At 42.8% G+C, this 23814-nt stretch carries 17 protein-coding genes; 6 read left to right on the plus strand and 11 right to left on the minus strand.

Annotated features, from left to right (window positions below):
• Positions 1–454: 454 nt before the first annotated feature.
• From NH399_RS07100 to NH399_RS07115, 4 genes are all read left to right on the plus strand, one after another.
• Positions 455–2320 (plus strand): DUF1631 family protein, encoded by a 1866-nt coding sequence (locus NH399_RS07100; protein ID WP_253038008.1) that lies wholly within the window; start codon positions 455–457, stop codon positions 2318–2320.
• Positions 2321–2345: 25 nt separating this feature from the next.
• Complete coding sequence (locus NH399_RS07105) at positions 2346–3251, plus strand: DNA polymerase beta superfamily protein (RefSeq protein ID WP_253038009.1); 906 nt, start codon at positions 2346–2348, stop codon at positions 3249–3251.
• 45 nt (positions 3252–3296) lie between these two features.
• A complete protein-coding gene (locus NH399_RS07110; RefSeq protein WP_253038010.1) occupies positions 3297–3890 on the plus strand; it encodes a DUF488 family protein in 594 nt (197 codons plus the stop codon).
• An 861-nt stretch (positions 3891–4751) separates the two neighbouring features.
• Complete coding sequence (locus NH399_RS07115; protein WP_253038015.1) at positions 4752–5957, plus strand: VWA domain-containing protein; 1206 nt, start codon at positions 4752–4754, stop codon at positions 5955–5957.
• A 20-nt stretch (positions 5958–5977) separates the two neighbouring features.
• Here NH399_RS07115 and NH399_RS07120 read toward each other — a convergent pair whose 3' ends face one another.
• From NH399_RS07120 to NH399_RS07135, 4 genes are all read right to left on the minus strand, one after another.
• Complete coding sequence (locus NH399_RS07120) at positions 5978–6520, minus strand: DUF1439 domain-containing protein (protein WP_253038016.1); 543 nt, start codon at positions 6518–6520, stop codon at positions 5978–5980.
• 41 nt (positions 6521–6561) lie between these two features.
• Positions 6562–7383 carry a DUF4097 domain-containing protein gene (locus tag NH399_RS07125; RefSeq protein WP_253038017.1) on the minus strand — a complete coding sequence of 274 codons (822 nt, stop codon included), beginning with the start codon at positions 7381–7383 and terminating at the stop codon, positions 6562–6564.
• A gap of 296 nt (positions 7384–7679) precedes the next feature.
• Positions 7680–8246, minus strand: coding sequence for an STM3941 family protein (locus NH399_RS07130; protein WP_253038018.1), 567 nt, complete (start codon positions 8244–8246; stop codon positions 7680–7682).
• Between the two features lie 112 nt (positions 8247–8358).
• Positions 8359–9522: an AAA family ATPase gene (locus tag NH399_RS07135; protein ID WP_253038019.1), complete on the minus strand. Its 1164-nt coding sequence runs from the start codon at positions 9520–9522 to the stop codon at positions 8359–8361.
• A gap of 276 nt (positions 9523–9798) precedes the next feature.
• Here NH399_RS07135 and NH399_RS07140 point away from each other — a divergent pair, with 276 nt between their 5' ends.
• Positions 9799–10860 carry a Mut7-C ubiquitin/RNAse domain-containing protein gene (locus NH399_RS07140; RefSeq protein ID WP_253038020.1) on the plus strand — a complete coding sequence of 354 codons (1062 nt, stop codon included), beginning with the start codon at positions 9799–9801 and terminating at the stop codon, positions 10858–10860.
• A 6-nt stretch (positions 10861–10866) separates the two neighbouring features.
• On the opposite strand, the gene NH399_RS07145 is transcribed toward NH399_RS07140, so the two are convergent.
• The 5 genes from NH399_RS07145 to NH399_RS07165 all read right to left on the minus strand — a co-directional run bounded on the left by NH399_RS07145 (position 10867) and on the right by NH399_RS07165 (position 15745).
• Positions 10867–12120 (minus strand): NAD-binding protein, encoded by a 1254-nt coding sequence (locus NH399_RS07145; protein WP_253038021.1) that lies wholly within the window; start codon positions 12118–12120, stop codon positions 10867–10869.
• 79 nt (positions 12121–12199) lie between these two features.
• The gene (locus tag NH399_RS07150; protein WP_253038023.1) at positions 12200–13021 is read right to left on the minus strand and encodes a metallophosphoesterase; all 822 of its coding nucleotides are present in this window, start codon (positions 13019–13021) and stop codon (positions 12200–12202) included.
• 64 nt (positions 13022–13085) lie between these two features.
• Positions 13086–13796, minus strand: a complete 711-nt coding sequence (locus tag NH399_RS07155; protein ID WP_253038025.1) for an RNA ligase family protein — start codon at positions 13794–13796, stop codon at positions 13086–13088.
• 48 nt (positions 13797–13844) lie between these two features.
• A complete protein-coding gene (locus NH399_RS07160) occupies positions 13845–15116 on the minus strand; it encodes an AAA family ATPase (RefSeq protein WP_253038026.1) in 1272 nt (423 codons plus the stop codon).
• Complete coding sequence (locus NH399_RS07165) at positions 15113–15745, minus strand: RNA ligase family protein (RefSeq protein ID WP_253038027.1); 633 nt, start codon at positions 15743–15745, stop codon at positions 15113–15115. Before NH399_RS07165 ends, NH399_RS07160 begins: the two co-directional genes overlap by 4 nt.
• Before the next feature lie 831 nt (positions 15746–16576).
• Here NH399_RS07165 and NH399_RS07170 point away from each other — a divergent pair.
• Entirely contained in the window at positions 16577–17143 is a 567-nt protein-coding gene (locus NH399_RS07170) for a hypothetical protein (protein ID WP_253038028.1), read from the plus strand.
• A gap of 136 nt (positions 17144–17279) precedes the next feature.
• Here the strand turns inward: NH399_RS07170 and NH399_RS07175 are convergent, their stop codons facing one another.
• Positions 17280–18710 carry a glutamate synthase subunit beta gene (locus NH399_RS07175; protein WP_253038029.1) on the minus strand — a complete coding sequence of 477 codons (1431 nt, stop codon included), beginning with the start codon at positions 18708–18710 and terminating at the stop codon, positions 17280–17282.
• A 9-nt stretch (positions 18711–18719) separates the two neighbouring features.
• Positions 18720–23186 carry a glutamate synthase large subunit gene (gene gltB, locus NH399_RS07180; RefSeq protein WP_253038035.1) on the minus strand — a complete coding sequence of 1489 codons (4467 nt, stop codon included), beginning with the start codon at positions 23184–23186 and terminating at the stop codon, positions 18720–18722.
• Positions 23187–23814 lie beyond the last annotated feature (628 nt).

The following is a 23814-nucleotide window of genomic DNA, read 5'->3' on the forward strand; positions in this document are numbered from 1 at the left end:
GCTCCTTTAGCGAAAAGACCCCTTGTGTCTAAAATAGCATTAGTCGCAGCGCAAGGAGTACAATTTGATTAATCCAAATAAGAGATGGGTAACAAAGATTGCTGCCTTTTTAGCCGCCCACAAAAAACTACTTGCATAAGCAGCATCTTTTAAACTAGTATAAAAAGGCATCCCTCGGGAAGCGTCACTACACCACTATGACCACAAGCCCTGCTCTGACGGAGAGCCAGTGTTGTATTGATACATTGTTATCACTACCTCACTGAAGGGTTTGCCGGTCATCTATTCTTCCAACATATAGCCTCAAAAAGCCTCCCCGGTCAGATAACTTCGTCACTATTTTGAGTATTATTATCGAATTGGAATTAACAAAACTCGCATAACCGATTATTTTTATATATGGTACGCTCTGAATCAGGGAAAGGCAGGGTCAGGCTTGGTTGTCGGTTAATGTATGAATAAAGTAATTTTTGAGCAAAGTCGTAAAGCAAGAGAACTGGAAAGTAAGCTATTCCGGGAGCACGACAAGAAAAAAGCGCTACATGATGTAGAGCTGTCAGCTCAGGATGTGTCCAGTGTTTTGCAAAACATCTATCGCGATGTGCTCAAAGCACCTACCCCCGCAGAATCCCCACTAGCCAATTACGAGATCGTTCAGACCCTGTACAACTATTTGGCGAAAGATAAAGATTTTCATATTCCTCCTGTTATCAAAAGCAGCTTGCAGCTCATTGAACTCAGTTATCAGTTTTTGGCCGGGCTGACCGAACAACACGAAGAAATACAACGCCTGATGCAACTGATGGCAATCAGCTGGGCACAGCTGGCTGTGCATACCCCTGAATTCCTTCAAATTAAGCAACACTCATCCAAGGTGGCCTTATCAAAAATACTGATGCTGGGAGAGTGCTGGGACAAACGTGGCGGTAAACTTGCCAAGAAGCTGCTGGAAGGCATTCGCATGGTTCTGACTCAACTGAACCAAAAAGGCTGTAATCCGCGTTTGTACGAACAGGCCACCAACCGTATTCTCTCACTGGAAAATGCTTTTAATCAGTATCGAACCGATCGCTTGAAGAAAATAGTCGAAACCAAGCGCATGCAAGAGCGAGAGATTAAGGCCGATCAGTTCATTACCGATTACATAAAAGAACAAACCGAAGCCAAAGAGCAGCCCGTGTTTCTGTTGGAGTTCATGGAAAACTTCTTGAGTCCTTATCTGAAGAAAATTTTCATGGAAACAGGACCCGTTGGCCAGAAGTGGCACCAAGCCATCGAAGACGCAGAAACTTTGATGTGGAGTATCGACAGCCCATTTAGCAACCAGTTTGTAGAAGAATACAATGAACGGGTTCCTCAAGCACTACGCCGTCTCTATGAAGCCATTGACGCTATGATGCCCGAGTCCAACAACTTACATGATTTCTTCTACGAGCTGGAAGATGCTCATATTAAAAAGCTAAGGGGTGAACGACTGGATTATCACACCATGATAACCAGCCCTATCTTTGAAGATCTGGATACCACAAAAACCCAGCCAATCATCGTCGACTTCTCCAGTGAGCTTGATGAAATGCTTGATGACGATGACTGGTATTACCTGATCCAGGAAGGAAAACGCTTCCGCTGCCAGCTGGTACCCAGAGAGTACACAGGCAAATGGTTGGTTTTCGTTAATCTTTCAGGTGCATTGATTGCCAGTATTGATACCCAGTCGCCAAGCTTTCACCCCAGTAATTTGCCTTTGGTTGCGATAGAACCTCATAACTACTGGGAAGAGTTGACCGAATATCTGGAGCGAATTTTAAGCCGTCGTGTGCGCCTGCTCGAAGAGCAATTCCAGCGAATGGCAGCAGAAATTGCCGCCGATAAAGCTCGTAAGCAAGCGGCTGAAGAAGAAGCCAGAGCTCAGATACGTAAACGTCTTGAAGAAGAAAGAGAACGCCAAGAGGCTCAACGACGTCAAGCCGAAGAAGAACGCGCCAAGGCCATTGCTAAGGCTCGAGCAGACGAAGCTCGAATGGCGCAAAAACGATTAAAAGCCAAGAAAACCGTCGAAAGCCTGATGCCTGGAGCAGTGATCAGCTATCAAGGAGAAGGCATTATTGAGCAGCAACTCACACTCAATATTATTTCGACAACCACCAGCAAGTATATATTTACTGATCAAAAAGGGGCTCGTCGTCTCGATCCTAAAGAAAACGACCTGATTGAACTCTTTGCCTCTGGTCGTGCCAAGCTGTTAGAACAAGGCGAAGATTTTGAGCAAAAACTACAGCTTCTCGTTGCCGACCAAAGAGCAGCAATGAAAGATAAATAAACTGTTAATAAAGTAAGCAATAGCCGTGGCCAGTGTCTACCATACCCTCCGCAATAAAGGATTCCTTAAGTCCGCTCCCGAGTATTTAACAGACTCAGTACAGTACGAAGTCATCATGGGTTCTATGGCTTATGGTGTGTCCAATGATTCTTCGGATATGGACGTTTACGGCTTTGCCATCCCTCCCAAGGAAATACTTTTTCCCTATACCCAAGGCAAAGTGCTCGGCTTTGATGACTTCACACCAGAGTTCGAACAGTTGCAGGAGCACCATATTCAAGACAAAGAAGCTCTGGGTGGCCAAGGTCGAGTTTACGACATCACACTGTATTCCATTACCAAGTTTTTTCGTCTACTCACCACCAACAACCCGAACATCATAGATAGCCTATACGTTCCAGATAACTGTGTTCTGCATATAACCCCCGTTGGAAGAATGGTAAGAGACGAACGAAAACTGTTCTTGCACAAGGGATGTTGGGCAAAGTTTAAAGGATACGCCTACAGCCAGCTGCATAAAGTGCGAACCAAGCAGCCACAGGGCAAACGTAAGGCACTCGTTGAGCAATTTGGTTATGATGTAAAGTTTGCCTATCACATCATACGTCTACTGGGAGAAGTCGAGCAGTTGCTATTAAAATGTGATATGTCACTCACTCAGAATAAAGAGCAATTAAAATCCATCCGCCGAGGTGAATGGAGCGAACAACAAATATTTGATTATTTTGAGCACAAATCATCGGAGCTGGAGCATTTATATCTGCGCTCATCACTACCCGATGAACCTAATATCGAAGCCATCCGCAGCCTGTTGCTCAACTGCCTTGAGCAACACTATGGCTCACTGGATAATTGCATCACATCAGATAGCCATCAAACTCAGGCGCTGAAAAAAATCGAAGCCATCACTCGGCAAGCGCTGGGCCGATAGCAATTCTCACACCCGTCCCTAATTCACAGCAACTCATCACAGAAAATGCACACAGTTTATACAATTGGCTATGCCACTAAAGCAATAGATACTTTTATCAAACAACTACAGCAATATGACATTACCGTGGTTGCCGATGTGCGCTCAGTGCCTTACAGCAAGGCTTTTTACGATTATCATCAAGAGGCGCTACAACAACACTTAAAGTCCAATAATATTCGCTACGTGTATCTGGGAGAAGAGCTCGGCCCTCGTTCAAAAGACCCCAACCATTACGATGAAAGTAATCAGGTTCAGTTTGAAAAGCTAATGACTTCGGCGTTGTTTTCGACAGGTATTTCGCGCTTAAAAACAGGACTGGATCGCCATTTTAATATCGCGCTTATGTGCGCCGAGAAAGATCCAGCCAACTGCCATCGCTCCACGCTGATCGCCTATTATCTTGCACGTAATGAATCTATTCAGATAAAACACATAACTCATGATGGCCACATAGAAAGCCAGACGCAGTTAGAAGAACGCCTGTTAGAATTGACTCAAACTCAACCTGATTTAATTTCCAGCAAAGAAGAATGTTTACAGAGGGCCTATTACAAACACATAAAAACCACAGCCTATAGAAAACCAGCCGATGATTAGGGGCTGTTGCTAATCGAGCTTGCTGAACTTATCAGGCCTCAAATAGCTCATTAAGACGTAAAAAATAAACGGTAGGATCACAGTTACAAAAGCGATCACCCCAAATAAAATAAACAGTCCTAACCGACCATAGCCATTAGGCCCAAAGTCAGGAACCCATATTAAGGCGGCGAGTAGAGCAACACACACACAAAACGCAAACTTAAAATAACCTTTCACAAAAAATCCTAAATGCTTTCTTATCAATTCTTTGTTTGAACGGACGACTCGGCTCGCTGGTTGACGACTTCCCTATTTAAGTAATAATAGATGAAGACGATATTTTCAACCTTTAAGCTAACTCTATATCAATCAATATTAAAAAGCAGTTCAAGACTGCTAGATAGAGGAATTTGTCACAGAATTATTGGTGTAATTCAATATGAAATATAAAACTCCACGACCCAAGGCCCTCCTCATATCAATAAGAGCCCTTCGTCCATTTATATAACAATGTTTAACGAACCATCTATCCATGAAGATTCGGAGGGTATTTTATCGGTTTTATAAAATACTGCAAGATTAATTCCGTCGCACTAACCTCATAACTTACCCTATACTTTTATAGGTTTTATCTTTGTTTATTCAGTTTAGGTTCAGATTCATTTTTGCCCATCATAAATATCTCAAAATAACCAAGCGCACTGTTATTTAAACCGCAATAGGCAGCAAACACTGGAATACCGGTCGTTTCATCCTCTTATTACTCGATGTAAACAGAATGTAAACTCCTCACCAGCAATTTTACTTCTTTAGGTCTCAAAATACACTTGGGCAAGGATTATCCTGATAGCAAGTTAAATAGTCGAACAGGACATTCCCATGAATACTCGTTTTCGAACCGCCATAACAAGCTCAATGATAGCTCTTTGCTTAACTGGAACCTCTTTTCACCTGTCTGCCAAAGAGGATACACTCATCAGACAAATGCCTCCGATTACTCAGGATCAAAGAGCACTTCATCCCAAAGTGCAGCTGGCCATCTTACTTGATACCAGCAGCAGTATGGATGGCCTGATTAATCAAACACGTACTCAGCTATGGCAAATCGTTAACGAATTTTCGTCAATGAAAAGAAATGGTGTGACGCCCACATTGGAAGTCTCAGTCTACGAATACGGAAATGATCGATTGAATCAACAACAGGGGTTTATACGCCAACTGACGCCATTGACTAAAGAGTTGGACAGAGTCTCAGAAGGACTATTTGCACTCACAACACAAGGGGGTAGCGAATATTGCGGCTTCGCCATTCGCAAAGCGGTTAATCAACTAAAATGGAGCCCATCAAAAAATGACCTGAAAATCATTTTTATTGCAGGCAATGAGCCTTTCAGCCAGGGCCCAATTGGTTTCGATAGCGCCATCAAAAGTGCTCACCAAAAAGGAATTATCGTTAACACAATTCATGCGGGAGACTATCAGGAAGGTATACGCACAGGCTGGAAACAAGCAGCGCAACTTGCTGGCGGAGACTATATGAATATTAATCCCGATGAACAAATTGCTCAGATATCCACTCCAATGGACCAAAAACTGCTAGAGCTAAACCAGCAATTAAACACAACCTATGTGCCTTATGGCCAAGAAGGAGAAACATCGGCTCGCCGTCAGGCCGCTCAAGATGCCGAAAGCAAAAAAGTGTCCTCAGCTTTACTTGCAACACGCGCTAAAACCAAAGCGTCATCCTATTACAATAACTCAGAGTGGGACTTAGTGGATGCATTTGATAGCAATCCCAATGTACTTGAAGAAGCGCCGGCCACCGCTCTGCCACAACCCATGAAAGCAATGAATAGAAAGGAGCAAACTCAATACCTTAAAGCAACAAAAGAGAAGCGTAAAAAGATTAAAGAAGAAATTCTGGCCGTGACAGAAAAGAGAGAGGCCTATATTGCTAAAGAAGCAAAGGCGAAATCACAAACCAAAGAAACCATGTCAGATGCCATGGTCAGTATTGTGAAGAAACAAGCTGCAGAAAAGGCTTTTGTAATAGAAAAGTCGCCAAAACCCAAAAAAGAAGACTAACGCAATAGGACAGTGGGACTTTATAGTCCCACTGTTAATACGACGGCTTTATCTTGAATAGCAACGGTTTTAAGGCTTTTACCAGCGGTTAACCAACGGGATTGCCCCTGATCAAGAGAATAGATGGGCGTTTTTTCAAAATGTCGACCGAGGGCTTTTTCTAGTAACGATGACACTTTTCCTTCATATCGACTTGGCATTCCATCAAAACTAAAAGACTCTACACTCGCGTTACCTAAAAACAACTGCTGTTGATCCGCTCGATAATCAAACTCTCCAGACAAAATAATATTGCCTCGATAAGGCCCTAAATCATCCAGGAGTTCTGCCTGAAGTAAAATATCAAACATGAGCTCAACGCGCTGTGACTTATCATCTAACAAGATAAATGGCTTTTCTAAAACAACATCCAGAACATATAAAAATGTCTTTTTAACAGGCATCTTTTGCTCTAATTTCTGTTGTATTTGTTGCTGCGAAATACGAATGCTTTTGTCGCTTAATCCCCAATAGGCAAGAACACTGATGGTAACAAGAGATAAAACAATAATGGTTTTCTTCATAAAAAATCCCAAAGAAAAGGAGGACAACGCCTCCTTTATAGCTAAAGTACGCTTACCGGGCCAGTAATATTATCAAACGTAAGGTCCCCACTCCCCGCTTCAAGAATATTAAGTCCTTGAGCAACATCATGAACACTGATACCACCAGAACCATCGCTGATGGTCACATGCCCAGATATCTCTCGGATCCCTAAAAATCCAGAACCATCGTCAACCACAACATTACCTGTGATCTGTTTGGCAGAAATACTGCCAGAACCGTCTTCTATCGTTAAGTTTCCTTTTACTTTACTCACATCAATGTCGCCTGAGCTATCATCAATAATCACATTAGATCCAGCTTCAGCTACCGACAAAGAACCGGAACCGTCTTCAATACTGATAGCCCCTTGAATATTCTCTAACTCGATGCTGCCCGAGCCATCCTTAATACTGACACTTTGTAGCAAACGCTTAACAGCCATGGAACCTGAGCCATCATCCACCTCTAGCGCCATATTTTCTGGCATATAAACGACTAAATCAATTTTAGGGCTGTTACCAGGGCCAAATGACCAACCTCCACTTCGAGTATCAGCTACCAGAACAGCAGAGTCATTGCGTTCTGATAGTGTCAAAATATACTCTCGATCATGACTGACAATATCAGCTTTCACTTCTATTACCTGGCGATCTTGTTCACCGATAACAGTGAGAGAGCCAGCTCCGGCATCAATTTTAAAGCGTTCTAATTGCTCAGTATTCAATCGAAGTGTTTTGGTTTCGCGAATATCGGCAACACGGTGACCATCGGTCACAATAATGCAGCCAGAAAGAAGTAATAAGCCCGACGCAGATAAAATCAGTTTTTTAAAATCAAACATTGATAGCTCCAGATAATAGATGTTGTGGCAGTATCTGCAAATGCCGCGCCAAAAAAAATAACTATCAACTTCAAGCAGTTAGCTAAAGGTTGGCACTAGTACACTGGCGATATCACAACTTAATAGTCAATTACACCAACCAATGTAGCGAATCATCAATGAATAAATACTGAACTAAGAAACAGTTGTTCTTTCGTTAAATGTCATTGTTGTAGCTAAAGTGGCTTTAACACGGATGCAAGAACGAGGCTCGGTGACTCCGACCACACAATGAGCAACAAAAAAATGAAGACGCCTTAAGAATCTTGCTTTTGAGTATCAGAATGATAATGCTCTAAATAAGAATTAAAACAGGACTGCAATTCATCAAAGGTAATATTCAAAGCCGAAGAAGATATCAAACAAGGAGAACCATGATTACGTATGTTCATCTGACGTAACATTCTGATCCAATAACGTCGATGATGAACATAATGAGAAGGATTTCGTAATGTCACTTTCATCAGCTGATGTTGGCTAACCGTTACAATGGATACAGCTTCAATATCTTGCCAGGGAATCAGACCGAGCGAAGTGATACTGGACAAATCCGTTACCCCCTCGGCATTCAAAATCAAACCATAATGAGTATTTTTGATACGAAACCAGGCGAAGATCGCGGTAATAGCAAACACCACCAAAATAAAAAGAGCACCAGAAAGCGGTGCTGATGTGACTTTATCATCAGTCAGCCATGCCATAACATTGTCAATAATCATCCACAAAGCCACTAATACGAACGCCATGGATAATAAAAAAATAACGCCAAAGCGCGATTTATTTAACGGAATTTTCAGTTCTTCTTTTACTTCTTGTTGAGGCATAACTTTCTGCTTCGAATAATGATTAATGACCACCCATGGCTACTGGAATCACTCTGCTGGTGGCGTACAAGCCCTAGTTTACCTGATGGCAGCCTACAAGTGCTAGCTACCATTAACTCCAGTGCCAGGCAGGTTGGTCAAATTCTGACTGACCACAAATGATAGTTTGTCCTAATTGCTTTTCTAGTTGAATCGACGAGCAATCACTTTCGCGAACTAAAGCCTGATTTAAACGATTAGCATGTGACACAACCCATACCTGAGTATAACGAGACACTCGCACAATCAAACGAGCTAAAGCGGGTAACAAGTCAGGATGCAAACTGTTTTCTGGCTCGTTTAGCACTAACAGTGTAGGTGGCCGAGGGGTCAACAAAGCCGCGACTAAGAGCAAATAACGGAGTGTACCATCTGACAACTCAGCAGCACTGAGTGGACGTAGTAAACCGTGCTGAGAGAACTCTAACGTAAAACGTCCATCACTTTGCGTCAAAATACTCACAGAAGCCCCAGGAAAAGCATCGCTAATCGCGGCATCAAGCGCTTCCTCATCACCAATCTCTTTGATGGTCTGTATTGCAGCAGCCAGATCTCGACCGTCATGATGCAGAACGGGTGTTCGCGTTCCCAACTGGGGTTGTCTGGCAGGCGCATCTCGGTCCGTTCTGAAGTGATCATAAAAACGCCAGCCGGCAATCATCTCTCGCATCTGAAAAACCGCCATGGTCGTATCAATGCCAGCGGCAACATCAAACATTGAGTCATAATTGGGAATATTATGGACCACTGCTTTCCAACTGCGCCCTTCTCTCGCCTTAACCAAAGGGCCCGCTCGCTCTACAATAGAGCTGGCTCTACGGTAACTGTCTCCCACCCAGATACATTCACGTTTTATTTCTGGATCACGCTCAAAAGCAGAAGGATAAGGCAAAGGTTCTGGCAGTCCCAGCTCAATTAAGTATCCCAGTTCTTCGCTGGCAAATCCGAGTTTTAGCCGAACACTTTTTTGTCGAGGCGTACCCTGAACAGGGACATCGCCACGGATCATGGCTTTAGATAAAGTTTCTGGTCCAGCCCAGAAGGTTGAGTCAAGCCCTCCTTCTGACGCCAATGCAGCAATGACGCCTCCCCGGGCAGTTTCGGCCAGCAGCCGTAACGCTCGATAAATATTAGATTTACCGCTCCCGTTTGGGCCAGTAATCACATTTAATCCAGTCAATGGCATTTTAAGCGACAGTAGTGACCGATAATTACTAACCGCCAGTTTAGTCAACATGCGACACTCCAAAAGAGCAACTAATAACAACTCAATGGCAAAACTGAGAGCATCTTTACCTGTCTCAGGAATGAAGTCAATTGACAGTGCATTATTTTAAGTTTACATTCTCTGGAACAAGGGCATCTCAGTGTCCATCTTCCCACAAGAAAAGACTTATGAGTCCTGAGTAAAAATGAACACCCAATCATTATTGATAATGTCTATTACTGTTTCGCAACAAGACGGTTAGCGAGTGGGACTTTAACTGCCTTGTATGCACTGGAGACAGAATCGATGAATAGGCTTTTTCTTTCTAAACGCACATTTTCACAGCAAGCTAAAAAGCTACAAAATCTTTGGCCTTACCAATCATTAAAGCTCACTCAAGCCCGAGAAGTTTTGGCACAGCTGTATGGTTTTAGAAATGCTCATCAATACCATAGCCTGATTGAGCAACAAACCATTAGCTCGTCAAAACATACTGAACAGCAGATCCACCAGCACTTTCCTTTACTGGTTGCTCGCCTTGCCGAACAGCAAAATATGGAAGGACAAGTATCCAAGTACATTATCAAGAACTTGTGGTCACAATACATTGCCTCAGAAATTCAGCAATGGAAGCAGTTTCAAAGTCACTTTACCTTTTATGGTAATCTGAATGATTTTCTTCATAACACAACGACAACCACAATTGACTACTCATTTGATGGCTCGCCCTCTGTCAAAGACTCTATCGAAGCCATTGGAATTCCTCATACCGAAGTAGCCCAAGTTTTGATAGGCGATCAAGCCATCGATCTCAACACTAAACTAGAAAACCAGCAACAGTTAAGTATTTATCCAGCTAACTACGCCAATACTCATATAAAACCTTGTCCGCCGCACAAGCCAGCAGAACTCAAGTTTATTCTAGACGTACACCTAGGCAAGCTCGCTCGTTCTCTGCGCATGTGCGGATTTGACTGCCTCTATTATTCACAAGATATTATTGATGAAAACCTGGCTCGACTGAGTGCTGAAGAAGACCGAATTCTCTTAACCCGAGACATAGGCTTACTAAAAAGAAGCAATGTAACTTATGGCTACTTTGTTCGAAATACTCGTGCCGAACAACAATTAGAAGAAGTACTCAGCTACTACGACTTAAAAAATAAATTGGCTCCTTTGTCAGTATGTCTGGATTGCAATGGCCAGCTTTCCTCTATCCATAAAGACAAAGTTGCGCGCCTGCTGCCAGGCAATGTAGCGAGTGAATACGATGAGTTTAAACATTGTCAGCAATGTGACAAGGTTTACTGGGAAGGTTCTCATTTCGATAATATGAAAAAGAGTCTGTCTAAAATAGCGACCACTTGAGGGTCGCTACGATGGCTTTTGATACCAATGTTCAGGCATCCCCAGTTCAACCAGCTCGGTTAAACTGATATTCACAATTTCATGTTGAAGGCAAACATCCTTAGCAAATAGAGAAGGCGTTTGAGTTCGAGCAATGATCAAGGCTTTTGGATAGTGTTGATGCAACCAGACAGCTGTTCTTAAGTTTTGCGCATCATCTCCAGTGCCCAAAATAAAAACGGGCTCTTCAATTCGCAACGCGGGAAGATTCAAAATTGTCTGCCACGCTTTAGGATCACGAACATCACCTTCAACCACATCACGTTGATACCAACTTTTTCCGGCGGATTGTTCATCAGCAACCAATACACGACGTTGCGCATCTTTATCCATGATGATAATTCGCTCAAAGGCTTCGACGGCATTTTCTTGCAGCTCTTCTAAAATACTCTGACCGAAGCGTCCAAAGCCAGCAAAAACCACCACGTCTTTGGGTTTTGTTTTTAGAAAGTGGCGCAATAATTCGGCTTTTACTAACTGAGCCGCTGACATGTGATACTGATTAAAGGTAGTGGACTTTTTATCAACCAGAGAGTTTTTCATCACCCGCATAAAGCGCAAGTCTGATACATGCACAATGACCTTACCAGCAACATCGGGATAAGAGGTTAAAATATTACTCGCCGTTTCATAGTTAACAAAGTCAGCCTTTGAAAACAGTAATATTCTCTTGGCATGCTCAACTCGCAAACGAGATAACACAAAATCATGAGTCGCATTAGCAACAATCACTCGCACCTGATACAAAGATTGCAGCTCAGCGATCTCTGCTGTTTCTGCGTCTCGAACGACAACAATAATGGGAGTAGATGCATCACGCTGACGAAAATTCTTTAGATAAATAGGTGTTAACTCAGAGTTACCAATAACGATGACATGATTTCGTAGCCGTCGTAGCCCCCAACTATCAGGCGCTAGTAAATTCACCAAGGTATCTATCAAAGCCGACGCAGTTAATATAGGCGCAGCAAAATAAGCAAACCACAACAGTATTTTGCCTAACAAAGGCCCCTCAGTTGGGGTACCAAGATCCATCCCACCGAGCACGAACAATCCAAGGGTATAATAAGCTTTAGTAAACACATCACTGGTTGCAACACCAGGACGCTCTGACACTTCAACCCCAAGATAAAAGCCAGCAAATCCGGCAATAAATACTAGAATGGCGATCCACCACTTCCAGCCTATATGATGTTTTTTCTTTAAGAATTTAATATTCATATTTTACACATCGATTATTTTGCCCATCGGCAAGCCAACAGAAGCTACCATAATTAATAGTGATTCGCCACCAAGTGGACTACTCAGCGACAAAATACTCCACCGCTCCACTTGGTGATAATTTAAACACCCGAAAAGACTCCCTTCCCTGACACACACTTGATAAACAGCAGATATTAACCTGATGTCCATCTCTGAGTGTCACCTGAGTTCGATAGGGCACATGCATGTGACCACAAAACACCCATTTCGGTTTTAGAGTTTCGATAAGCTCCCAAGTTGCAGGGCTCCCCAGAGACTTATCTTCGAGTAGTTTTTTCTTTGGCGACAATGCCAGATATTGCTCCGTCGATATAATGTTTGTGGGCCAATCATGCAATAAGATCACCTCAATATTTTTGCATGTCGACAAAGCTGCTAAGTCATTCCAATTATAGTAAGCAAACAATTTATTAGGTACACCAGCAATACACTCAACCGCAGGTCTCGATTGGTAAAAAAAATCTTCTCTATAAATTCCCGAAAGTCCTGCAACGTTTATTCCTTCTATTTTTATAACTCCAGTGCGACCTAAATACACACAGTTATCGGCAACCAAAGAGCCACTCGCAGTGGATTCCAGATACCCATAAGGCTCGTGATTCCCACCAATGAAATAAATAGGCCATGGGAACCTCGAGTGATAGGGAGCCAGATAACGATGAAAATCTCCAAGCTGTTTGTATTTCGAAGGAGCCGCCATGGTACTTAGATCGTTCTCCGAGCGGTGCGGCTCAAAGTCCCCAACTTGCAGTACGAAGGATAGTTTCTTGTGATGCTTCTTCTCCCAGCCCGTTAACTGAGACACCATTCTATCCATGTGGCCGTGAACATCCCCTACCACGGCAAAATATTTTTCCATAATCATTCTCCAATATAATGCATTTTCCCTTTATAGAGGCTTGTTAAAGATTTCTCTAGGAGCATTAGGTGGGTAATATTTGATTTACGACCTTTAAATTCTTTGACCAGTGCCTTTGACTGCAAACAAAATCAATAAACGATTGTCGAGTCCATTTGTAACGACCTAAAACGCACTCGGAGTTTTCCCATTTTAAATACAGCCCTTCCATCATTCTTGATGCTTCAGTAAATTGCTGTGACATTTTATTCAGTTGTTCAAAAGCCTGCTCAGAAATAAAAGAGGAATTGGAAATCATCTCTTCAAGTGCCTCTTTGTCAAACCGAGTTTGAGACCCCATCACATGCACTGAACAAATAAACGGAAAGTTCTTTAGCAGCTCATGACGACGAGCGGTACTGAGAAAGTAGCCATCTTTGGTATCGTATAAGTCATATTCCATAAAATAATCAGGCAACTGATCATAAAAAATGGAATGCTTAAAGTACAACCACTCACCAAACAAAATATATCGACTTCCGAGCAATTCTCGCAGCTCATCAAGATGCGTGTATAACCATTGTTTTAATAGAGAAAACTCCGGCTCATTACCTACCCATTGACCTCTTGATTGCAAACAAGGCTCACCGTTCTCAGAAAAACGAATGCCAACCTGAGTGCCATCCATCTTTTCTTCAATAATCAATGGATTTTCGTTATCTATCAGCTCAGATAAAAAAATTCCTTTTTCTTCTAGCTGATGTACGGATTCCGTCCTAGGATATTTTATAAACATAATAATACCTTGACAATAAGCCTCTTTGAACCAGAGGCTTATTCCTTTTTATGCAACGAATGCTGGGTGATAAACACCAGACTGATAGAGAGTTTCACCATAAGAGTCCAACACAACGAACCGATGATAATCATCCAATAATGGCCATTGAAACGTATCCATCTGTTTGACGATAACTTTATCAGGCACCGCATTGTTACGTTGCTGATTTCGCAATTTGAAGGTTTCAGGCGGCTGTTGAAAAACAATTAAAGTCACCAAAGCTCCATAATTCATTGCCATTGAAACCAAAGGCTCTCGAAAGTCCTCTCTTAAGCAAGTGGCATCCCAAACAACAGAGCGTTTATTTCTAAGAGCGGCCTTCAACCTTTCTTTGGCAATGTGCAGTATCTTGCCATGATTCTTTTGTACGCTCCGACTGCCAAAGACGTCACGACGAATATCATCTAGACAAATGATTTCATATTCAGCAAAATGCTTTTTTGCGTAGGATGACTTTCCACTGCCACTAATACCGCAGAGTATGATCACTTCCGCATAACGCTGATGACTTTTGTAATAGCGAGCCTCAACTTCTTCAGGAAGAGAAATAACACTATGAGACATTTCATAGATGGCCTGGGCATACAAAAATTCTTGTGATGTTTGACTCATCACGCTTAGATGCTCCATCCAGCTTTTTGGTAGCCGAAAGCTCTGTGTCCACACATCATATTCCTGACAAAACAATTTAAACTCTTCCAGATGCATCAACTGAGCATCAAGATCAGGACAAATTCTTCCCTTCATATCGGCAACTTCGAGCCAGTACACCAGCTCACAATCCACTCGACGAGACAATCGCCAGTAATCTTGTTTGCTTGCGTTTTTAACTACCAGCCTTTTGGGCATGTGATGTTCGCCTACCAATCCTAGAATTGACCACACAACATGATAAGGGAGCTCTAACGCCATTAGCCGAAATGCCAGGTATGAACGGCCATTAGCTTCGTGCGAAGGCGCAATCACTCTGGAGACACCGTTGATTTCGGCATCTTTTGTGCAAACACATTTGGCAATATCATGAAAAGCCGTCCCCAATATAAGTGCAAGTCTTCGCCACCCAGTAATATGTTGGGCTTTATTATTCAAAAGCTGATAAAGCTCTGTTAAAACCCAGTCGGTATGGATATGGACATTCCCCTCACCATGCCACTCAGAGTCTTGCCTGGTATCTTGAAGCCGATACAGCCAAGGGAGTAACTCACCTAACTCAGATACAAAGTCATCCATAGAAGGGGTTGCATCTACTAACAACTGTTTTAAAAAAGTATTCATCATTCACTCCTAGCTAATCCATTAGCAATCACTTCACTATGCATCCAATGCTTATCGGTAGAAACGTGATGATGTCTCACCCACTTAGCGACGCTTGCCGAAAACTCCCGATAATGAAATGCGCCAGCAAGACGAACGACATAGCCTTCCATACATTCCGTATCAACTTTCAGCTTCTTAAGCTGTTTCTCATCCCACAGTCCTTGATAGAGAACCTTCGGAGCCACAATGTTTAATAAATCAAACCACTCCAGAGTTTGCTTCCAATCAAGGCAAAAGTTTTCTTCATTCCATACGGAAAAACCATAAAAATAGCTTTGTAAAGCGTCATAACCAATAGAATGCTTGGCATATAGATTTTCACCACAGATACGCCAGCCTACAGGTATTTGATAAGCCATAGCGCCATGAAACGTTTTAATCCAATCCCGTGACGGATGATGCGCACTATCCAACGAACGCGCATGGTTAGCATCACGATATAAAGAAGTATTCTCACCATCCATTTTTTCGGTAACAATGACTTCTTTTCCTGTAAAAACACTCACATCCATGCATCGCACATCATCTCCAGTATATCCTGGCGACCAAGGTAAGTGAGGTGTTCTAGGGTATTTAAATTTTAGAGACATCACTCTAACTCCTTATGAAAAACCATAGTCCCCCTTTCCCTCTCCAACGAGAAGAAAAAGGCATAAAATAAGGGTTAAAGTAAAATAATTACATGATCTTCTTAGAAAACGAGCTTTAGTATGCTCTGCTCTCATTCCTTTTAATAAACATTAAACACTATGAAAAAATAAGCTCATCCAATCGAGCACTGCTATTATTGACATCTTGTCATTTATTAGCTTTCGTCCTTAAGAGTCTAACCAAGCTAAGTTGCGCGCAAGGATACTTGATCATCTATCTGAGTGCAACCCTAAGCCACTTACATTAATGTTAACGGAAGAGTTTCATTGAGCGGCCCGTCACTCAACCCCTGTACCATCGTTACTAATCAAAAAACTGCGATAGGAGACATATAAATATATCCAATGTTCACAATAGCCCTATTATTTAACGCTTATGTACGACATCTACTTTCTGACACCTGGAGCATATATTTCATGAATCAATAAAAAATACCTTTCATATCCCCCACCCAAATCCTCAAATAACAATGCCCTGTCGAACACAACATATCGAGATGGTCTGACAAGATATTGAACCTAAAGAAAGGTTTTGACAGTCATTTTTTTACCCATTATATTCGCTTCAGACCAAAAGGTACTCCAATAGTAGTAAGAAGCCAATACAAGTGATTTAGCAACTTTATTTCAACATCATTCTATTTAACTTGGAATTATTCTATGTACTACCGTTGCCTGAGAAATATTGAAATCAAAGTTAACTACTGCTCCGAAAATAAAAGCATGTTTTTGGCAGAGTCTAAGCACTTGCTATATCTACTTAAAGAGTTCATGGGAAAAAGCATTGGCAGTGATTATTTCACTATCTCTATCGGGCTATGGGAAAAAGGAAAACTCATAAAGCCTTATACTCTGCCATCTAGTAAAAGAAAAGGAGGAAATATACTGCAACTCGATATTGTTTATGACATAAAGAAATACTTTAAGCTTTACAATATGAAGGATCGTCTGGGTGAGCTATGTGGAATCATACAACAAGCACTCTCACACTCTCTAAATAGCATGGATGTTGACAAAAATAAGTTAACGGAATTGTTTAATATTGCAAAAAGAGGTGACTTTTCTCTCTATAAAGAAGCGAATCAAGTCGTTAGATCGCCAAGCAACATTTATTCAGCCCGTTTATTTTCGGAGTTTTCCTTGTCCAATATAAGGCTCGGTGTTTGTATTGAAAAAAATAATGATAGCTATAGCTACAAGAAAACACTCAAAAACTATAATCTCAACACGCCCCCTGCGATTGATGACATTGGCAGCATACACTTCACTGACGACTACTCGCTAATTTATAAAACGAGCCGTGGAAATCCGCTCTGTATTGATCTCTCATCAATATAAAACATGCCAATTCGCATGGATATTAAAGCACTGTCAGGGAGATTTTCTTTACAACATAGCTTTAATAAGGTGAGTAAAAGTAAGCGATCTTTCCTTTTAGAAAAACCGCACTTTAGCTTTTGACGGTTAAACGCACTCAAACAAAGACTTCAAGGTCTTCACAAATTGCCTGAGCAGCCTTACGTCCATCAGCAATTGCGGTAACAACTAAGTCAGCACCACGGACCATGTCTCCACCTGCATAGACTTTATCAAGATTTGTTCGATAAGCATTCGTTTCGGTCGCCACTACTCGTGACTGGTTATCAAGCTCAATGCCCAAGTCCTGAAGCCATTGTGGAGGGTTGGCTTTAAAACCGTAAGCAACAATTACCGCATCCGTGTCGATAACTTCGCTTCTACCCGATGATTCCAGCTTTACCGTTCCGTCAGCTTGAGAAATCGGCTCTTTAATATCAAACTCGATGGCTTTGACCTTGCCGTTACCATCCAGATCAATATGTTGTGCCTGACGATACCATTGAAACTCGACACCTTCTTCTATAGCATGATTAAACTCACGCCTTGACCCTGGCATCGCTTCTTCATCACGGCGATAGGCACAGATAACCTGCTTTGCACCCTGGCGTATCGCCGTTCGCACGCAGTCCATCGCGGTATCCCCACCACCCAACACAACCACTTTTTTGTCTTTAAGATCGATAAAGGGATACTCTTTATAATCCCATTCCTGTTGCTTAACCGTATTACCAATTAAATAATCCAGAGCTTTGTAGACGCCTTTACCTCGCTCGCCTTCAATGCCACCGGCAACGGCCTGATAAGTTCCCATACCTAAGAACACAGCATCATATTCAGAACGCAGTTGCTCAAAAGTCACATCTCTCCCTACCAGTGTGTTCAAGCGAAACTCAACGCCCATAGACTCAAACACTTCGCGCCGCTTTTGGATAACTTCTTTTTCCAATTTAAATTCGGGAATACCAAATGTTAGCAACCCACCGATCTCAGGCTGGCGATCAAATACGACTGAGCGAATACCAGAACGAGCCAATACATCGGCGCACCCGAGGCCTGCGGGTCCAGCTCCAACAATGGCCACACGATAAGGTTGCTCAGGAATGTGGGACAAATCTGGTCGCCACCCTTGAGCCAGCGCATTGTCGGTAACAAACTTTTCTATCTGACCAATAGTGACAGCACCAAAACCTGTATTCAATGTGCAGGCTTGCTCACACAATCGGTCTTGCGGACAAACACGTCCACAGACTTCAGGCAAAGAATTAGTTTGATGGGCCAACTCGGCCGCTTGTATAAATTGCCCCTCCGAAGCCAGATTGAGCCAGTCCGGAATGTAATTATGCAATGGACACTTCCACTGACAATATGGATTTCCACAATCAAGGCATCGACTAGCTTGTTGCTTAATCCGAGGTTGCTCGAGAGGTTGATAAATTTCTTTGAATTCTATTTGTCTGGATTCTATGCTGTGCTTTTCTGGCTCTTCTCTTCCAACATCTACAAACTCAAATAAAGGGCGTGCTTTTTTATTTTCATCAATTCCCATAATGCCCTCCTAACCCGCTTTAACTAGCGATATTAACTTTCCCGCGCTCTTTTTATCTGTCTTTGGCTGCGACATAGATTCTGCCGACGGTTTAACGTGGCAAAAAGACGGCAAATAATGTTCAAAACTATCTAACACTTGATGAGCCCATTCGCTTTGTGTTAGTCGCGCGTGCTCCTCTATCCGTTGATAAAGCTTTTGTGTGATCTCTTTATCGGTTTGCGCTGACAAACGATGAATACTGACAAACTCAGTATTACAATGTTTATCAAAATTACCTCGTTGATCGAGAACAAAAGCTTCCCCCCCAGTCATACCCGCAGCGAAGTTCCACCCCACACTGCCCAGTACAACAACGCAACCGCTAGTCATGTATTCACAACCATGAGCACCTAAACCTTCAACAACAGCAACCGCTCCAGAGTTACGAACAGCAAAACGTTCGCCAGCTTTTCCAGCCGCATACAAAACGCCACCAGTCGCACCGTATAAGCAGGTATTCCCAACAATAACGTTACGTCGACTAACTAAATGAGAGTCACTGGCAGGGCGAATAACTAAACGACCACCAGACATACCTTTACCTACATAGTCATTTGCATCACCTTCGACGGCGATATGAACACCAGGCATGTTCCAAACGCCCAAGCTCTGCCCCCCAGTTCCCGTCAAATTCAACTGTACGGGATGTTGTTCAGCCCCCTTCTTGCCAAAGTTTTCTGCTATCCAACCATTTAAGCGAGCTCCCAGAGAACGCTGATAATTTTTGATCCGATAACTCAGAGCGATAGATTGCCCAGAGCTTAAAGCGAGCTTGGCATCTTCCAGGATCTGTTCATTCAGTAGACCTTTATCAAAGGATGGATTCGATGCTTCAACGCAGTAGTTAGGGAACTTACTGACAACAGAAGCACTGGAAAGCACAGCATCCAACGAAATCGCTTGCTGTTTAGCAGTTCCACCTTCAATACGTTGTAAGAGTTCTGTACGCCCAATAATATCTTCTAATGAGCGAACGCCTAGTTTAGATAAAAGTTGTCTTACTTCTTGTGCAATAAAATGAAAGTAGTTCTCAACTCTTTCGGGCAAACCGTTAAAGTGCTTTTTTCGCAGAACCGCATCTTGAGTTGCAACACCGGTTGCGCAGTTATTTAAATGACAAATTCGCAAATATTTACAACCGAGTGCGACCATAGGGGCCGTACCAAAGCCAAAACTCTCTGCGCCCAGTATGGCGGCCTTAATAACATCTAATCCTGTTTTTAAACCGCCATCCACTTGCACTTTAACTTTATGGCGTAACCCATTTTCGATAAGCGCTTGCTGAACCTCTGCCAAACCAAGTTCCCACGGAGAGCCTGCATATTTAATGGAGGTCAGCGGACTTGCCCCCGTCCCCCCATCGTAACCTGAAATGGTGATCATATCGGCGTAGGCTTTGGCGACTCCCGCTGCAATAGTTCCAACGCCCGGCTCTGCGACTAATTTAACGGATATCTTAGCTTGTGGATTAACTTGCTTTAAGTCAAAAATAAGTTGCGCCAGATCTTCAATAGAATAAATATCATGATGCGGCGGTGGTGAAATCAAAGTCACTCCAGGTACAGAGTTGCGCAGTTGGGCGATCAAAGCTGTCACCTTATGGCCAGGCAACTGACCTCCCTCACCCGGCTTAGCCCCTTGCGCTACTTTTATCTGGATAACATCGGCGTTCACCAAATAATGAGCATTAACGCCAAACCGCCCCGAGGCAACTTGCTTAATGCGCGAATTTCGCAAGCTGTTAAAACGCGCTTCGTCTTCTCCGCCTTCACCAGAGTTCGAAAAACCTCCCAGACGGTTCATAGCTATAGCCAAAGCTTCATGAGCTTCTGGCGATAGTGCACCAATGGACATGGCTGCGCTATCGAAGCGACGATATAGATCTTTAGCCGCAACCACATCATCCAATGGCAAGGCTTTATCAGAGAAGTTGAGCGTCAACAGATCTCTAAGCGCTAACGGTTTACGTTGATTAACAGCGTTTGAATATTGTTGGTAGTCGAGGTACTTGCCGCTAGTAACAGCCTTCTGTAATAGGCTCACCACATCAGGATTATAAGCGTGTTCCTCACCACCATGTTGGTATTTGAGTAATCCACCATGGGCCAGTCCTTGTGACACGCGGTTGGCAAAAAATGCGCGTTGCCTTGCTTCTTCTTCTAGCAACTCAAACGTCACACCAGCAATGCGAGATGGTAAACCTTTAAAACACAACTCGATGATTTCTTGCGATAATCCAAGTCCCTCAAATAACTGCGCGCCTCGATAACTGGCAATGGTAGAAATTCCCATCTTGGACAGAATTTTTCTTAAGCCAGCTTCAATACCATTACGATAATTACTCAATGACTGATTGAGTTTATCGCTAGCTTCTTTCGCTGAAAGATCGGCAATTGCTTCATAAGCCAGATAAGGAACCACTGCTGTTGCGCCCAAACCGATCAACACAGCAAAATGATGAGGATCACGCACGAAACCACTGTTAACAACAATGTTACAGTCGCAACGTAACCCGGCTTCGATCAACGCATTATGAACAGCTCCCGTTGCCAGTGCTGGATGAACAATCACATCACCATAATCTCTCGGGTTATCCATTAATACAATTAGCACAGCACCATCTTCAACAGCATTAATGGTTGTTTGCACAATTCGAGCAATCGCACTTTTTAAGGTCTCGTTCGGCAGCATTGCCAAATCTATTTTATAGTGACGATAGTATTTTCCTTTTAAACTCAGCAATTGTTGATATTGCGGAATAGACAGCACAGGACTCGGCAAAACTACTCGGTAGGCATGGCCTGTCGTTTCCTGAAAAACGTTGTACTCGCCACCAATGCAAGTTTCTAAACTCATGGATGACTTTTCGCGTAGAGGATCGATTGGAGGATTGGTTACCTGGGCAAACTGCTGGCGGAAATAATCAAATAAGTTTCGGTGCTCAGAAGATAAAGCCGCAATAGGAGTGTCATCCCCCATAGACCCCGTTGCCTCAACAGCTTTGCCCGCAAGCGGAGCTAATACCAACTTTTTTTCTTCTTGAGAGATGCCAAACAACTTTTGTTGATATAGAAGTTCTTCTGGGCTTAATTGAGGTTCATACAGGTTTTCATCAACAGACAGTTGAATAACATTTTCTTCAAGCCAGGCGTGATAGGGATGGCGCGCCTTGAGTTCATCATCAATTTCGCGACTGCGCCACAGCCGACCTTTTTCCGTATCGACAGCCAACATTTCACCAGGACCAACTCGGCCTTTTTCAACAACATCGGCTTCTTCATAGTCCCATACACCGACTTCAGACGCTAAGGTAATAAAATCATCTTTAGTGATCACGTAGCGAGCTGGTCGTAGGCCGTTTCTGTCTAATGTACACGCAGCCTGGTAACCATTGGTCATCACAATGCCTGCTGGCCCATCCCAAGGTTCAATGTGCATTGAGTTGAATTCATAAAACGCTCTTAAGTTTGGATCCATATCCGGCAGGTTTTGCCATGCAGGTGGTACAAGCATGCGCAAACTTCGAAACACATCCATTCCACCCGCAAGAAAAACTTCGAGCATGTTATCGAGAGATGATGAGTCAGAGCCGATTTGATTCACTAACGGCTGAATTTGTTTTAGATCAGGTAATAAAGGAGTAACGAACTTGCTAGTTCGAGCCTGTGACCAATTACGATTGCCTCGTATTGTATTTATTTCGCCATTGTGAGCCAAAAAACGAAACGGCTGAGCAAACTTCCATTGAGGTAATGTATTGGTCGAAAAACGCTGATGGAAGAGTCCAATAGCACTTTTAAAATCGGGTTGCTTTAAATCAGGATAAAAATCGGCAAGGTAGCGAGGCATAACCAACGCTTTATATACCATCACCAGACAAGACAATGTTGCTACGTAATAGACAGGATCTTTAACCTCTTTACTCACTCTTTGAGCGGCACGGCGGCGCGCCATAAATAAACGCCGCTCCATATCATGCTGATGCCATCCTGGCATACCTTGCACAAATACCTGTTCAATTTTGGGTAAAGTAGATAAAGCAATGTCACCGCATACGGAGGTATTAACAGGAACACTGCGCCAGCCAACAACCGATAGTGTTTCGCGTTTTATTTCTTGCTCGAGAATGTCTCGAGTTTTGGCGGCCATCTTTTCGTCAGGGTTCAAAAAAACCATGCCGCAGGCAAATTCGCTGCCTAGCTGAAATCCTTCTTCCGCCGCAACACGTCGCAAAAATTCGTCTGGTTTCTGAATGAGTAAACCGCAGCCATCTCCTGACACGCCGTCAGCAGCAATGGCTCCTCGATGAGTCATGCGGTTTAACGCCTGAAGCGATGTCTGCACCAGACGATGGCTCTTCTCGCCCTTCATTTGCGCGATCATGCCAAAACCACAATTATCTTTCGCCTGATTGTGGTGATAAAGTTTGTTCATGCGCACCTTCCCGTTGTCATTGTCGGCGTCCATTTACTTAACCGAAAATCGGCCCTTTCTACCTACCATAGAAAAGCAAAAGGTAAATCAACACGCTTTATAGTTAGAACGGCGTTCGCTATACCGTTATATATGAGGATTTCAGGCTGTACCTGAAAATCTTAAATTTTCCCGCGGGTGGTGATGACATGCTGCTTAGCAGCAACAACCAGTCTATAATGAATAATTATTCATTGTAAAGAAACACGCCAATAAAATTTATGATTAATTTGTTATAAGCCCACACCGCCCAAGCCCTCTATTTAACGCCTCCATGTTTAAAACAATAAGCTAAGTGCCTATAAACAATATAATTTATAAACAGGACTTTTTTCTAATTTTCAACGATTAAAAGCTGACTATGCGTTTATCAAAAAAGTTTTTTAGACAAGATATTTGGCATGGCAAAAGAAATAAGAGCGGAATATCTCATAAAGTAGCTCTTTTTTGATGTGGTTTAAGCACACGCATAAACCCACACCATTTATGCATAATATTTCAAATCTTATGCATACTCCTTATCAACCCAAATAACTCGTATATACAAGAAATAACAACCAACCACCTAGATGGGTTGCAGTGCTAAACC

It is taken from the genome of Pleionea sp. CnH1-48 (assembly GCF_024124665.1).
Lineage (GTDB): Bacteria > Pseudomonadota > Gammaproteobacteria > Enterobacterales > Kangiellaceae > JAMXSB01.